The following is a 14,486-nucleotide window of genomic DNA, read 5'->3' as shown; positions in this document are numbered from 1 at the left end:
TGCTCGTTGAGTTTCGTTGACTGTTCAACCCCCAACAGCTCGGCAGACAAAGGCAGGTACAGGCCATGGCGAACAACGCGATCGACTGGGACCACCCGAAGGACCCCAAGCAGGGCACCTGGCAGCTCGACCACGTCAAGCAGTACGTGGCGACGAACGGGGCCGAGGGCCACCACTGGAACGGCACCCAGACCCTGCTGCTCACCACCGTGGGCCGGGTCTCCGGCAACGCCGTGCGCACCCCGCTCATCTACGGCGAGGCCGACGGCCGCTACCTCATCGTGGCCTCCAAGGGCGGCGACGACGAGCACCCGCTCTGGTACAAGAACCTCACGGCCCACCCCGAGGTCCGCATCCAGGTCGGCCCGAAGGTCCTCCAGGGCACGGCCCGCACCGCGACCCCCGAGGAGCGCACCGCGTACTGGCCCGTGATGGTGAAGCACTGGGCCGACTACGACGAGTACCAGCGCAAGACCGACCGCGAGATCCCGATCGTCGTCATCGAGCCCGCCGGAGCCGCCGCGTAACCGCGGTCAGTGCCCCAGGACGGCCATCGCCGCATTGTGGCCGGGGACCCCGCTGACGCCGCCTCCGCGTGCGGCGCCCGCGCCGCACAGCAGGACGTTGGCGTACGGGGTCCCCACCCCCCAGCGGCCGGCCGCGCCCTGGTCCTGCGCGTACGGCCACGACAGGTCCCGGTGGAAGATGTGCCCGCCGGGCAGCCGCAGTTCGCGCTCCAGGTCCAGCGGGGTCTTCGCCTCGATGCACGGCCGCCCGTCCGCGTCGAAGGCCAGGCAGTCGGTGATCGGCTCGGCCAGGTGCGCGTCCAGCTGCGCGAGCGTCCCGGTCAGCAGCACCTCGCGCGCGCCGTGGTTGTCCTTCTCGAACAGCCGGGCCGGGGTGTGCAGGCCGAACAGGGTCAGCGTCTGGTACCCCTGCGCCACGAGCTCCGGCCCGAGGATCGTGGGGTCGGTCAGCGAGTGGCAGTAGATCTCCGAGGGCGGTACGGACGGCAGTTCGCCGGTGGCCGCCTCGGCGTAGGCCCGCGCGAGCTCCGCGTAGCCCTCGGCGATGTGGAACGTGCCGCCGAAGGCCTCGTGCGGATCCACCGAGGTGTCCCGCAGCCGCGGCAGCCGCCGCAGCAGCATGTTGACCTTGAGCTGCGCCCCTTCGACCGGCGCCGCCGGCTCCGTCTCGCCCAGCAGTTCGCCCAGGGTCCGCGGCGAGGCGTTGACCAGCACCGTCCGCCCGACGACCCGCCCCTCCCCCGTCGCCGTACGGAAGGTCACCTCGGCCGGCGCCCGGCCGTCCGTATCGATGCGCAGCACCTCGTGCCCGGTCGCGATCTCGGCCCCGGCCGCCCGGGCCGCGGTCGCCAGCGCGTCGGTGAGCGCGCCCATCCCGCCGACCGGAACGTCCCAGTCCCCGGTGCCGCCGCCGATGACGTGGTACAGGAAGCAGCGGTTCTGGACGAGCGAGGCGTCGTGCGCGTCCGCGAACGTGCCGATCAGGGCGTCGGTGAGCACCACGCCCCGCACCAGGTCGTCGGCGAAGTGCTCCTCGACGGCCCGCCCCAGCGGCTCCTCGAACAGCATCCGCCAGGCCGCCTCGTCGTCGATCCGGGCCCGCAGCTCGGCCCGCGTGGGCAGCGGCTCGGTCAGCGTCGGGAAGACCTTCCCGGCGAGCCGCCCGGTCCGCCCGTAGAAGGCGCGCCAGCTCTCGTACTCCCGCTCCGAGCCGGTCAGCCGCGCGAACGACTCGCGGGTGCGGGACTCCCCGCCACCGACGAGGAGCCCTCCGGCCCGCCCGTCGCGCTCGACCGGCGTGTACGAGGACACCGTCCGCTTGCGGACCGCGAACTCCAGACCCAGATCGCGCACGATCTTCGCCGGGAGCAGGGAGACGAGGTACGAGTAGCGCGAGAGCCGGGCGTCGACCCCCACGAAGGGCCGGGTGGAGATCGCGGCGCCGCCGGTGTTCCCGAGGCGCTCCAGGACCAGCACCGAACGGCCCGCCCTGGCCAGGTACGCGGCGGCGACCAGTCCGTTGTGCCCGCCGCCCACGATCACGTCGTCGTATACATCGTGCCCGAAGCTCGTCATGGCTCTTGGTAACACACCTGGCCGAGCCGCTCCAGACAGTGTGCTTCGTCGGCGTGGGCCGCCACCGTGTCCGGATGGTCGTCGCCGAGGGAGCGCTCGCGGATGCCGGAGAGCTCCCGGTAGACGGGCAGGGCCTCGTCCCAGCGGCCCAGCCGGCCGAGCCCCACCGCGAGTTCGCGGCGGCTGACGAGGGTGTCGGGGTGTTCGCCGCCGAGCGCCTTGGCCCGGGCGTCGGCCACCTGCCGGGCCTCGGCCACCGCCTCCTCCCAGCGCTCCAGCCGGCCCAGGTTGACGCCGAGGACGTGCCGGGCGCGCAGCGTCTCGGGGTCGGCGGCGCCGTACGCGCGGGTGCGGTCGCGGACCAGGCCCCGGAACAGGTCCAGGGCCTGGGCTGCGTGGCCGGTACGGCCGAGCGCGATGCCGGCCTCGTAGCGGGCGGCGAGGGTGTCCGGATGGTCCCGGCCCAGCACCCGTTCCCGTACGGCGGCGACGTGGCGGAACCCGTCCAGGGCCTCCTGCCAGCGGCCGAGGCGGCCCAGCGCGTACGCGGCCTCGTACCGGGTCAGCAGCGTGTCCGCGTGCTCGGCGCCCAGCACGGCCGCCCGGTCGGCGGCGACCGCGGCGGCGGTGCGGTGGGCTTCGGCGAACCGGCCCAGAGCGCCGAGGGCGCACGCGAGGCTGTGGCGGCAGCGCAGGGTGTCGGGGTGGAGCGGGCCCATGGCGCGCTCACGGGCGACGAGCACGGCGCGGTACACGTCGTGGGCCTCGCGGTGGCGTCCGAGCCGGCCCAGTTCGTACGCCGCCTCCTGGCGGGCCGCGAGGGTGTCCCGGTGGTCGGCGCCGAGGGCCCGGGTGCGCCCCTCGGCGACGGCTTCGTACAGGGCCAGCGCCTCTTCGGGCCGGTCCGCGCGGCTGAGGGCGAACGCCCGGGTGTGGTCGGCGGCGAGTGCTTCGGGACCGGACGCCGCCGCGGAGCCGAGCCCGGCGGAGCCCGGGCCCGGGATCCCGTACGGCGCGGTGAGCCGGGGGTCCTCGGCGGCCGGGGGCCGCAGGATCCGGTGTTCGCCGCTGGGGCGCCCGGCGGTCCAGGAGCCGGTGAGCACGGCCCAGGCCCCGCTCGCGGGGCGGGCCTCGGTGCCCGCCTTGCGGCCCGCGGTCATCCCGTGGGCCCACGCGGGGAGGGGCGCCTGCGCTCCGGGCAGGCCGCCGGGGCCGACGCGGCCCTCGACGAGCCGCCGGTGCAGGTGGCGGGCGTCGCCGGGGCGGTCCTCGGGGCGCTTGGCCAGCAGGTCCAGGACCACCTGCTCGAAGTACTCGGGCAGTTCGGGCCGGTGCTCGCGCAGCGGTACGGGCGCGTTGTCGCGGTGGCCGACCAGCACCGACCAGGAGTCGCCGAGATCGAAGGGCGGGGCGCCGGTGGCGATCTCGTACAGGACGCAGCCGAGGGAGTAGAGGTCGCTGCGGTGGTCGACCTCGCCGCCCGCGATCTGCTCGGGCGACATGTAGTGCGGGGTGCCCATGGCCATGGCGCCGCCGGTGAGTTTGGCGGTGAAGCCGATGTCGTGGGCGAGGCGGGCGATGCCGAAGTCGCAGATCTTCACCGTGCCGTCGGTGAGCCGCATGATGTTGGCGGGTTTCAGATCGCGGTGGACGACGCCCTGGTCGTGGGTGTAGCCGAGGGCGGCGGCCAGTTGCTCGGCGGTGTCGACGACCACGTCCACCGGGAGCGGGCGCGTCTCGTTGTCGTCGAGGAGCTGGCTGAGGTTGCGGCCGTCGAGGAGCTCCATGACGAGGTAGAGGGGACCGCCCGCGGCGCTGTCGTCGCCGAAGTCGTGGACGACGGTGACCCCGCGGTGCTGGAGGGACGCGGCGACGCGCGCCTCGCGGCGGAAGCGTTCGCGCAGGACCTGGGTGAAGTGGTTGTCCTGCTCGGGCCCGAGCGGTTTGAGGCATTTCACGGCGACCTGTCGGCCGAGCGACTCGTCCCGGGCGCGCCACACCTCGCCCATGCCGCCGCGCCCGATCAGATCGAGTGACCGGTAACGGCCCTGGATCAGTCTGGACTCCGCCATGTCTTAAAGCCGCCCCCGTTGTCGTGCTCCGTCCTATGCCCTCCCCGGCCGGTCCAGTATGGCCGCTGATGTACGCAGTGTGTACGCCGAGGGGCGGCTCCCGGGGCCCATGCGGCGCATCGCTTTCAAGATGTGACCTGGAGGCAGCTGCCACCGCAGACCTGCGGGAATGCTGCGCAGCAGGGTACCGGTGAGGCGCAGGCGACGGGTGATGACGGGCGCCGGTGGCGCCGGCCGCCCGTACAGCCGGTGCGCGTAGCCGGGGAGGGAACCGTAGGCCAGTTCCGCGATCGGGCGCCACAGCAGGTTTCGGCCAGGGATGAGGAGGGCGGGGGTGGGCGGGCTCCGCAGGAAGGCGACCACGGCGCGGGCGTCGGGTCCGGCGGCGAGTCCGGGGCGGACCTCCTCGAAGTACGCGGCGAGGGCGGCCGTGTCGGCCGGGACGTGCGCCGGGTCGAGCCCGACGAGGCGGGCGCCCGCCCGGTTCTCGTCGACGTAGCGGTCGGCCTGGGCGGCGGTGAGGGGGACCCCGGAGCGGCGCAGGACGTGCAGGAAGCTGTCGATCTGCGCGCAGTGCACCCAGAGCAGCAGTTCGGGGTCGTCGACCGGGAACCGCTCGCCGGTGGCGGGGTCGGTCGCGGACAGGCTCCGGTGGATCCGGCGGACGCGGGCGCCGGCGCGCTCGGCGGCCCCGGTGGTGCCGTAGGTGACGGTGCCGACGAAGTCGGCGGTACGGAAGAGCCGGCCCCAGGCGTCGGAGCGGAAGTCGCTGTTCTCCACGACCCCGCGGACCGCGCGGGGGTGCAGGGCCTGGAGGTAGAGGGCACGGACCCCGGCGATCCACATGATCGGGTCTCCGTGGCACTGCCAGGTGACGGAGGCGGGGCCGAAGAGCCCGGGGTCGGGCCCGGGCGGAACGGGTGCGGATGCGGATGCGGTGCCTCGGGTCGCGGCCATTCCCGTACCTCCCGTAACTCCCCTGCGGCTACCGGATCGCCCCTCTGCTCCAGCCTACCGAGGCGCGGCGGGCCGGAGCAGGGTGCGTGCCGGGTCAGCCGCAGCGAGCGACCTTGATCTGGTTGGTGATCTTGTTGGCCGACACGAAGCCCCGGACGTAGGCCGGGCGGCCCGAGTACGGGTTGTATCCGCCCCCTTCGACGTAGAACCAGCGGTTGGTTCCGTTGGCCCACGCCCCGTCGCGCCAGCAGCGCATGGTCACCGGCCAGCCGCCGAAGATGCCGCCGACGAGGGCCTGCGGGGCGAAGGGGCTGTCGTAGGCGGGTGTCAGGCTGGTGGTCTTGGGCGAGGTGGCGGCCCCGGCCGGGCCGGCAGCGGTCAGGGCCAGTACGGCGCCGGCCGCGCCGACCGCCGCCGTGCGCCCCCAGCGCCGGAGCCGACCTGTGTGGATGGACTTCACGTGCGTGATTCCCCCTTGCCGTGGTGATGGTGCGGCGCAGGCCGAAAAGCGCCTGCGGGCGACCGATTCTGTCCTCCGGCCACCGGCGTGTCAGGGGGCCCGACCCCGGCGCGCGGAAGCGCACCCACCCACACCGCACCACCCCGCGCGCCCCTCGGGGGTGTCGTCGAGGTGTCAGGCCCAGATGAGGAGTGATACGAGGGTGACGGCTGCTTGGTGGGACTGGGCGGTCTTGTCGTACCTGCTGGCGATGTTCCGCCACTGCTTGAGGCGGTTGAAGCACCTTTCCGCGACATCGCGGCGCTTCTGGACCTCGCGGGCAGAACCGGGCGGGCGGCCGGCCCCGTCACAGGAAGGGCGGATTGTCGAACGTGCCGTCCGCCGCCCAGTGGCGGAAACAGGTGTGGAGCATGGTCCACGGTCCGTATCGGTCGGGCACGTCCCCCGCCAAGCGACCCCGGTGCGGAACTTCCACGCACTCGGCATCTGACAGTTCATGACTGAGCACTTGTTCCGTAGCTGTCGTATTCCTGTGGCCACGGTCTCGGCGATGGTTCGCAGACCATGCCGCAGGAGCAGCAGACCAGGGCCGGACTCGCCCTCACCGGACATTCTGCTGCGCAAGCGGCTCGGGGGCCGTATCGACGACGGCGGCCTGCGCCGCGGGTCCGGCTGCAGGGCTGGGCTGGGCTGCGGCACGTGCGTGCGTGCGCAGGCCTGGGAAGCAGCACGTGGTCTACGGCCGTCGCGCTGGCTGTCAGGGCGCTCGCGACAGCTCTGGGATACCTCCTTCTCGCCCGGCTGATGAAGGTCAGCGAGTCGCGTCGCCTGCCCGGGATGCGCTGAGCCCAGGCAGGCGACGCGGGAAGACGCGCCCGGAACCGGGCACGCCGTCCGACGCGATGGCGGACGGTCCTCGGGAGCCGTGCTCGGAATGGCCCCAAACGGTCACGAACACCTCCGGGCCGAACCGGAACACCGACGGCACCACGACGACCTCCTCGCGGGAGACCTGGAAGACCCCGGACGGCACTGAGCACGGCGAAGAGTCTTCGATGACGACCGGCCCCGTCACCGTTTCTCCCACGCCATCCGGCGGAAAGAAGTGACGGGCGCCGCCCATCGGTTCCCGGACATGGCGGGGTCGTCTCGGCGGCCGCCCGCAGGCCTTTGCCCGCGAGGCCTACAGGCACCGCAATGTCGTGGAGAAGGTGCTCTTTGACGACGCCCCCGAGGCGGCGGCTACTCGGCGGCCGGCTTGCCGGGCTGGTCGTGCGTCGAGCAGTGGATGCCGCCACCGCCGGAGGCGATGGTGTCGATCTTCACCGGCACGATCTCCCGGTCGGGGAAGTGCTCCTGGAGGATCCCCCTCGCCCGGTCGTCCGCCTTGGCGTCCCCGAACCGCGGCATGAACACCGCGCCGTTGGCCACGTAGAAGTTGGCGTACGTGGACACGAACGCGTCGCCGCGGCCGGTGATCTTGTCGAGGTCGGGCTGGGGCAGGTCGACGACCTCCAGGCGCTTGCCGCGCGCGTCGGTCGCGTCCTTGAACACCGTCCTCGCCTGGTCGGCGGCGCGCGACCAGACGTCGGGCGGGGAACCGGGGAACGCCTGGTCCAGGAGGACGACTCCGGGGGCGGCGAACCGGACGAGGCTGTCCACGTGCGCGTCGGTGATGTCCTGACCGCGCACTCCGGCGAGCCAGATCACCTTCTTGATCCCGAGGGTGCTCTTCAGCTCCGCCTCGATCTGGTCCCGGCTCTTGCCGGGGTTGCGGTTCTTGTTGACCACCGAGCTCTCCGTGACCAGCAGGGTGCCCTGCCCGTCGGTCTCGAAGGAGCCGCCCTCGGCGACGAGGGGTGCCTGCACGCGCTCGATCCCGTACTTGGCGAGCAGGACCCGGCCGACCTGGGCGTCGTTGCGGTGCTCCTGCTTGTTGCCCCACCCGCTGAAGTTGAAGTCGATGCCGAGCAGCTTGCCCGGCTCCTCGACGAACACCGGCACGGTGTCCCGCGCCCAGAGGTCGTCCACCGGAACCGGGATCACCTGGACCTCCGAGCCGCACGCCTTCTGCGCCGCCGCCTGCTGGTCGGGGCGGGCCAGCATCACGACGGGCTCGTACGCGGCGACCGCGCGGGCCACCCGCGCGATGTCCTCGCGTACCGCCGGCAGCTGCTCGTACCAGACCCGGTCCAGCGCGGGCCAGGACATGAAGGTGCGCGCGTGGCTCTCCCATTCGGCGGGGAACCGGCGCCCCGCGGCCGAGATCGTGCCCGGACCGGGGGTGGTCGAGGGGTCGGCCCCCGCCTCACCGGAATCGGCGGGAGCGCAGGCGCCGAGGGCGAGCGCGCCGCCGATACCGGCGAGGCCTCGCAGAGCGGTACGTCGGGAGATGGGGGAAGAGGAGGTCATAATTCCACTGTACCTTGACTGAATATTCAGTCAATCCGCCGAGCGGGTCACCCACTGCGGCGGTAGTAGTCCACGGCGACCTTCACCGGACCTTCGCCGGGGCCGGGGTCTAGCACCGTCACGATCCCGATGTCCTGGCCGCCCTCGGCCCGTACGCAAAAGGCCCGGCCGGGGCGCAGCGTCGTGAAGGGCAGCGCCGTGACGGGCCGGCTGTCGACGCCCTTGAGGCAGTCGGCGAGCCCCTGCCGCCCGGCCTGCAGGACGTACGCGTCGCTGCTTTCGGGAACGTAGAACTCGGTGGCGGTGCGGCCGACGTACCAGGAGGCGGTCTCCTGCGGTACGACCCGGCCGGCCTTCACGTCGAACTCGTAGCTCTGGTCCGGAGAGGTGAGCTCGGTGCCGGTGTGGACGGCGGTGTACCCGGAGACCGGGGCGGACGACGGCGCGGACGGGACGGGAGTGTCGGGCCGGGCGGAGGGCGGGGCGGAGGCGGGCGCCCCGGCGACGGCCTCGGCCGGACCGCCGGGGTCCTCGTCCCCGCCGTCCTCGAAGTACGGATCGAGCAGCGCGAAGGCCCCGGCCGCGCCGAGCAGCAGGGCGGCGCCGGCCACGAGCGCCGTGCGCCCGCGCCGCCGCCCGGACGCCGCCGCCCGTCTGCGCCCGCGCGGCGGCGGGTCCTGCGCCGCCGGGGTCCACGGCGGCCCGGCGGGGGCCGGATCCGCGGCCGCGGCACGCGGGGCGGTACGGGTGGGCGCGGCGTCGAGGGCGGTCGCGGGAGCGGTGGGCGGCGGGGCGTCCACCGGTACGGGCAGGTCGGCGTGGCGGCGGAGCTCGGTGGTGACCCCGTGCGGCAGCCAGTCGTCGCCGAAGCGCAGCTCCCCTCCGACCGCGGGGTGGCCTCGCACCGCGTCGATCACCTGGGCGGGGCTCGGCCGGTGCGCCGGGTCCTTGGCCAGGCAGTGCCACAGCAGCGGCCGCAGCTCGGCCGGGACCGCGCACAGGTCCGCCTCCTCGTGCACCACCCGGTACAGGGCCGCGGACTCGGGGCCCGCACCGAAGGGCGGCACTCCCCCGCCCACGTAGGCGGCGAGCGCACCCAGGGCGAAGACGTCCGTGGCCGGGCCCGCCGAGGTGCCCAGCGCCTGTTCCGGGGCCATGAAGGCGGGCGTCCCCACGCGCAGTCCGGTGCCGGTCAGCGCGCCGGCGTCCGCGGCCCGCGCGATGCCGAAGTCGATGACGCGCGGTCCGTCGGCGGCGATCAGGACGTTGGCGGGCTTCAGGTCGCGGTGGACCACACCCGCCCGGTGGATCTCCTGGAGCGCCTCGGCGATGCCGGCCACGAGCAGCAGCACGGTGCGCACGGGCAGCGGGCCGTACTCCTGCACCGCCTGCTGGAGCGAGGGGCCGGGGACGTACGCGGTGGCCAGCCACGGAGTGGGGTCGTCGGCGCCCGAGTCGACGACCTGGGCGGTGTACAGCCCGTGGATGCGCTGCGCACTGGCCACCTCCTGGGCGAACCTGCGGCGGAACTCGGGGTCGCCCGCGAGCTCGGGCCGGACCACCTTCAGCGCCACCGGACGGCCGCCCGGGGTGTAGGCGAGGTAGACGCGGCCCATCCCGCCGGCGCCGAGCCGCGCGACCACGCGGTAGCCGCCCACCTCTCGGGGATCGTCGGCGGCGGGTGCCCGGAGGTGGTGCGGGGCGGTGCCCGGGGGCGGTGGCGATGTGGACATGACGGCTCTCTCGGCGACGGGGGCGGATCGGCGGATGTGCGGTCGCCCGAACGGCCTCGGATCCTATCCGACTGGAATTTCAGTCAGGAATCGCGTCGTACGTGTCATGCGCACCCAGGTAGGGTGTCGGCGTGGCGGACCGTCGAACAGCAATCATGGAAGGGGCCGCGCGGGTCATCGCCCGACGCGGCGTGCGCGGCCTGCGCGTGGAGGAGCTCGCCGCCGAGGCGGGTGTGTCCACGGCGTTGATCTATTACCACTTCAAGGACCGCGCCGGAATCCTGCGCGCGACGCTGGAGTTCATCAACGACCGCGCCGGACGGTACACCACGGAGCGGGAGCCCGACGCTCCCCCGCTGGACGCCCGGGGCGAGCTGGAGGAGACCCTCCTCCTCGAATTCCAGGACAGCCCCGAGGTGCGGGAGAACAGCACGGCCTGGGGCGAGCTGCGGGCGACGGCCGTCTTCGACCCCGACCTGCGCGAGGACCTGGCCCGCGCCACGCTCGTCTGGGTACAGGAAGTGGGCGAGCTGCTGGGCCGGGTCCGGCCCATGGCGGGGGCCGCGGCGCTCGCCGGCGCCGCCGAGCGGCTGACGGCCCTGGTCGAGGGGCTGAGCTCGCGCTGGCTGAGCGGCAGCCTGCCCGTCGCGCACGCGCGCGAGCTGATGACCACGGCCATCGCGGCCGAGCTCCGGCACCTGGCACAGCCGGGCGGATAGGCCGCCCCGGCGGACAGGCCCCCGGCAAGCCCTCCTCCCCCGTCCAGCCCCTGTCTCCGGGCGGGGGTTTCCGTTCACCTCACGTCTTGACTGAATTTTCAGTCAATGACAGAGTCGGGGCATGAGCACCTCCCACGACGACAGCCGCTCCCTCCTCAGCCGCCTGTTCGGCTCCGCACAGCCCTCCCGCAGGCGCGTCCTCGGCGTCGCGGGGCTCGGAGCCGCGGGCGTGGCCCTGGGCTCCGTGGCGGCGGCCCCGCAGCGGGCGGGCGCGGCCGTGCCGAGCCGCTGGGTGGACCGGGACGACGTACCGCACGCCCGTACGTGGATGTCCTGGCCTTCCCGGTCCTCCATCTGGGGCGGCAGGCGCCTCGCCGGGGTACAGCAGGACATCGCCCTGATCGCCCGGACCGTCGCCCGCTTCGAGCCGGTGGTCCTGTGCGCCCCTGACGCGTACACCGCCGCCAAGGCCCGGTCCCTGTGCGGACCGGGGGTCACCGTGATCGACTCCATCCCCACGGACGACCTCTGGATGCGGGACATCGCACCGGTCTTCCGCCGTGACGGCCGCGGCGGGCTCGATGCCCTCGGGCTCAACTTCAACGGCTGGGGCGACAAGCAGACGCACGCCTACGACGCCGACGTCGCGCGGCTCGTCGCGGACGACCTCCGCGTGCCCTTCACCCGGACCGACTTCGTCGGCGAGGGCGGGGCGATCGAGACCGACGGCGACGGCACCGTCATGGCCACGGAGAGCAGCCTGGTCAACAAGAACCGCAACCCGGGCATGAGCAGGGCCGAGATCGAGGACGCCGTCCTGCGCGCGTACGGCGCGGACAGGATGATCTGGGTCCCCGGCATCAAGGGCAAGGACATCACCGACGACCACATCGACGTGACCTCGCGCTTCGTGGGCCCGGGTGTGGTGATGGTGCAGGTTCCGCCCGCCGACCGGAACGACGTGTGGGCCCGGGACGCCCGCGAGCAGTTCTCGATCCTCTCCGGCGCCACGGACGCGCGGGGGCGGCGGCTGAGGGTGATCCGGGTGGAGGGTCCCGACACGGTCCGCTCCAAGGACTCCCAGTTCGTGGACTCCTACCTCAACTTCCACGTGGTCAACGGAGCCGTCATCGCGGCCCAGTTCGGGGACGCGGCGAAGGACGGGGCCGCCGTGCGCGCGCTGGCGGAGGCCTACCCGGGGCGGGAGATCGTCCAGATCGACGTCGACCGGCTGATGGCGGGCGGCGGCGGGATCCACTGCTCCACGATGCACGAGCCGCTCCCGTAAGAGCTCCGAGCACGGAAGAACGAGGCAGTATGCGACTGACCCCGACCGAGCGGTACCGGCCGCCGACCTTCACGGCGGCGGAGCCGGCCAGCGGGGTCCACTCGGCCTCGCCGCCCCCGGTGCGGCCCTTCCCGGGGGCGGCGAGGGCAACCACCCGGCCGGACCGAAGCTGCGGCTGCCCGCACGCCGCACGGCGACGGTGCCGATCGGCGGGGCGCGCGCCGCCATCGGTTTCGCCGGGCTCGTCGACGGTCGCCCGGACGCCCCCGGCGCCCGCGAGGGCCGCATCGCCTCCATCGGGCGGGCGGGGCGGAACCCCGGCACCCTCGACGCAGTGGAGGTGGTGGTCGCCGGGACGGCCATCGTCCCCGGCGCAGGCATGATCGCCACCGCAGGGGCCGTCGGCACGCACGTCCACCTGTTGTCACCCCGGATCACGGAGGCTTCGCCGGCCTCCGGTGTCACCACGGTCATCGGCCGGGAGTTCGGCCCCGTCTGGGCCTTGGGCGTCAACTCCCCCTGGACGCTGCACCACGCGTTCAACGCCTTCTACGCCCGGCCGGTCAACATCGGCTTCCTCACCCGCGGTTCCTCCTCGGCCCGGCCCCGCTCGTCGAAGTCCTGGCCGACGGCGGGGACTCGTGCGGCGCGGCGGCGGGCGGGGACGACAACGAGCGCGTCCTGCGCTACCCGGCCGAGCTGACGATCAACCCGGCCATCGCGCACGGCTTCGCGCACGAAGTCGGCTCGATCGAGGCCTCTCCGTCGCGTTCGTCGCGGAGACCTCTCCGTCGCGTTCGTCGCGCAGGCCGCCGTGCTGAACGGCGATCAGATGCCCCCGCGAACCCCACCCTTCTCAGGGCTGGTTGAGCTCCACCTCGATGGCGTCGCCGAGGAGCCGGCGGGCGTGCTCCAGGGGCAGGGAGCCGCTGAGCCAGCGGACGCTGAGACCCTCCAGCAGGGCCGTCAGACGTTCGGCCGCGGCGGCGTGCGCGGGCGCCGTGCCCATGGGCCGGGCGTGCGCGAGCAGGTCGGCGATCTCGTGCACCCAGGTGTGCGTGGCCCGGGCCACGTCCTCGCGCAGGTCGGCGTCGAAGACGGCGCTGGCCCTGAGTTCTCCCCACGCGGTGCTGTTCTCCCGTACCTCCGGCGTGTCCTGGAGTTCGAGGAGCAGCACCTGCCGCAGCTCGGTCCGCGGATCGACGCGGTCCTGGCCGGGATCACGCTCCGCGGTGTAGCGGTCGGCGCGGTCGCTGATGAACTCCAGGGTCCTGCGCAGGATCCCGGCGCGGTCGGTGAAGTGGTAGTAGATCAGCGAGGTGGAGACCCCCGCTTCGGCGGCGAGTTCTCCCACCCGCAGTCCGCGCACGCCGCGGCGCGCGATCACTCGCGTGGCGGCCCTGAGTATTTCCGTTCGACGGTCTGACACGAGGTGTCACTCTACCCGCCGAACCGGTCACCGGGAGCCGTTTCCTGATCGAATCATCAGGTGCGGTTCCGATCTTGCACTTCTGTCGTCACTACAGGTCAAAGAGCTACTCCCGGCTCATCGTCGGCCTGCCGCGGCAGTCAGGAACCCCTCACGGGGCGCACGCCTGGCCGATTCTTCAACCAGTTGGCCAGAACCATTGACTGAATTTTCAGTACGGAGGAGGATGCGGGGCACACGCCTCCCTCCCCACCGCCTTCACACACAGGAGTGACCATGACGGAATTGCGCATGCCGGCAGAGTGGACCGCCCACGAGGGCTGCCTGATGGCCTGGCCCACCCGGCAGGAGCTGTGGGGTGAGGTCTTCGACGAGGTGAAGTGGGAGTACGCGCAGGTCGCCCAGGCGATCGCGCAGTTCGAGCCGGTCACCATGGTGGCCCTGCCGGGAGCCGGGGCCGAGGCCCGCGAACGGTGCGGGGAGGGCGTCACGGTCGTGGAACTGCCGCTGGACGACTCCTGGTTCCGGGACTCCGGGCCGATCTTCGTACTCGGGCCCGACGGACGGCGCGCGGGCGTGGACTTCCGCTTCAACGCCTGGGGCGGCAAGCACCACCCGTACGACACCGACGACAAGATAGCGGGCGCCCTGCTGGAGCACCTGGGCGTGGAGCGCATCGCCTCGCCGATGATCCTCGAAGGCGGGGCGATCACCGTCGACGGCGAGGGCACGCTGATCACCACCGAGCAGTGCCTGCTGCACCCCAACCGCAACCCGGGGATGAGCAGGGAGGAGATCGAGGCCGAGCTGATCGCCCGCCTCGGTGTCACGAAGGTGATCTGGCTGCCGTACGGGGGTCTGCTGGACACCGAGACCGACGGGCACGTGGACGGGGTCTGCGCGTTCGTCGCCCCCGGCAAGGTGGTCGTACAGCTGCCGGACGACCCGGAGCACCCCGACCACGAGCGGATGCGGGTCAACCGCGCCGTCCTGGAGGAGGCCACCGACGCCGCCGGGCGACGTCTGGAGATCGTCGACCTGCCGCAGAGCGCCTTCGTCGAGGTGGCCGGCCGGGAGACCGAGGTGGGCTACCTGAACTTCTACATCGCGAACGGCGGGGTCGTCGTACCCGTCGCGGGGGTCCCCGAGGACGAGGGGGCGCTCGCCGTCATCGCGGCCGCGCTGCCCGGCCGCAAGGTCGTCGGCGTCCGCTCCCGCGTGATCGCGTACGGAGGGGGAGGCGTGCACTGCATCACCCAGCAGGTGCCGTCCCCCGGGCCCGTCGACGCCGCCCGCTGAGCGCCGAGCAAGGAA

Annotated in this window: 11 protein-coding genes and 1 pseudogene; 5 read left to right on the top strand and 7 right to left on the bottom strand. The window is 73.2% G+C overall.

Translation table 11 applies throughout. From position 1 onward, the window contains the following. Positions 1 to 65: 65 nt before the first annotated feature. A complete protein-coding gene (locus ACFYXV_RS10395) occupies positions 66 to 527 on the top strand; it encodes a nitroreductase family deazaflavin-dependent oxidoreductase (RefSeq protein WP_383338927.1) in 462 nt (153 codons plus the stop codon). A gap of 6 nt (positions 528 to 533) precedes the next feature. Here ACFYXV_RS10395 and ACFYXV_RS10390 read toward each other — a convergent pair whose 3' ends face one another. The 6 genes from ACFYXV_RS10390 to ACFYXV_RS10365 all read right to left on the bottom strand — a co-directional run bounded on the left by ACFYXV_RS10390 (position 534) and on the right by ACFYXV_RS10365 (position 9,736). After that, complete coding sequence (locus ACFYXV_RS10390) at positions 534 to 2,102, bottom strand: phytoene desaturase family protein (protein WP_389382593.1); 1,569 nt, start codon at positions 2,100 to 2,102, stop codon at positions 534 to 536. Beyond that, a complete protein-coding gene (locus tag ACFYXV_RS10385) occupies positions 2,099 to 4,174 on the bottom strand; it encodes a tetratricopeptide repeat protein (protein WP_389382592.1) in 2,076 nt (691 codons plus the stop codon). The genes ACFYXV_RS10390 and ACFYXV_RS10385 overlap by 4 nt, the downstream gene beginning before the upstream one ends. Before the next feature lie 33 nt (positions 4,175 to 4,207). After that, on the bottom strand, positions 4,208 to 5,131 hold the full coding sequence (locus tag ACFYXV_RS10380) for an oxygenase MpaB family protein (RefSeq protein WP_389382590.1): 924 nt from the start codon (positions 5,129 to 5,131) through the stop codon (positions 4,208 to 4,210). A gap of 94 nt (positions 5,132 to 5,225) precedes the next feature. Further along, entirely contained in the window at positions 5,226 to 5,591 is a 366-nt protein-coding gene (locus tag ACFYXV_RS10375) for a hypothetical protein (protein ID WP_385464686.1), read from the bottom strand. Between the two features lie 1,242 nt (positions 5,592 to 6,833). Continuing rightward, the gene (locus tag ACFYXV_RS10370; RefSeq protein WP_383493860.1) at positions 6,834 to 8,003 is read right to left on the bottom strand and encodes an agmatine deiminase family protein; all 1,170 of its coding nucleotides are present in this window, start codon (positions 8,001 to 8,003) and stop codon (positions 6,834 to 6,836) included. 47 nt (positions 8,004 to 8,050) lie between these two features. Beyond that, on the bottom strand, positions 8,051 to 9,736 hold the full coding sequence (locus tag ACFYXV_RS10365) for a serine/threonine-protein kinase (protein WP_389382589.1): 1,686 nt from the start codon (positions 9,734 to 9,736) through the stop codon (positions 8,051 to 8,053). Positions 9,737 to 9,891: 155 nt separating this feature from the next. On the opposite strand from ACFYXV_RS10365, the gene ACFYXV_RS10360 reads away from it, so the two are divergent. The 3 genes and pseudogenes from ACFYXV_RS10360 to ACFYXV_RS10350 form a co-directional block, all read left to right on the top strand. Beyond that, on the top strand, positions 9,892 to 10,455 hold the full coding sequence (locus ACFYXV_RS10360) for a TetR/AcrR family transcriptional regulator (protein ID WP_385464750.1): 564 nt from the start codon (positions 9,892 to 9,894) through the stop codon (positions 10,453 to 10,455). Positions 10,456 to 10,576: 121 nt separating this feature from the next. Further along, complete coding sequence (locus ACFYXV_RS10355; RefSeq protein WP_389382588.1) at positions 10,577 to 11,743, top strand: agmatine/peptidylarginine deiminase; 1,167 nt, start codon at positions 10,577 to 10,579, stop codon at positions 11,741 to 11,743. A 268-nt stretch (positions 11,744 to 12,011) separates the two neighbouring features. After that, positions 12,012 to 12,385, top strand: a pseudogene (locus tag ACFYXV_RS10350) (urease subunit alpha); the annotation flags it as partial. Positions 12,386 to 12,599: 214 nt separating this feature from the next. On the opposite strand, the gene ACFYXV_RS10345 reads toward ACFYXV_RS10350, so the two are convergent. Then, complete coding sequence (locus ACFYXV_RS10345) at positions 12,600 to 13,172, bottom strand: TetR/AcrR family transcriptional regulator (RefSeq protein ID WP_383338942.1); 573 nt, start codon at positions 13,170 to 13,172, stop codon at positions 12,600 to 12,602. 276 nt (positions 13,173 to 13,448) lie between these two features. On the opposite strand from ACFYXV_RS10345, the gene ACFYXV_RS10340 reads away from it, so the two are divergent. Next, complete coding sequence (locus ACFYXV_RS10340; RefSeq protein ID WP_385464696.1) at positions 13,449 to 14,471, top strand: agmatine/peptidylarginine deiminase; 1,023 nt, start codon at positions 13,449 to 13,451, stop codon at positions 14,469 to 14,471. Positions 14,472 to 14,486 lie beyond the last annotated feature (15 nt).

Source organism: Streptomyces sp. NPDC002181 (assembly GCF_042890485.1).
In the GTDB taxonomy this organism is placed as follows: domain Bacteria; phylum Actinomycetota; class Actinomycetes; order Streptomycetales; family Streptomycetaceae; genus Streptomyces.
Note: the sequence above shows the minus strand (reverse complement) of the source record. Positions and strands in the feature narration are given on the sequence as shown.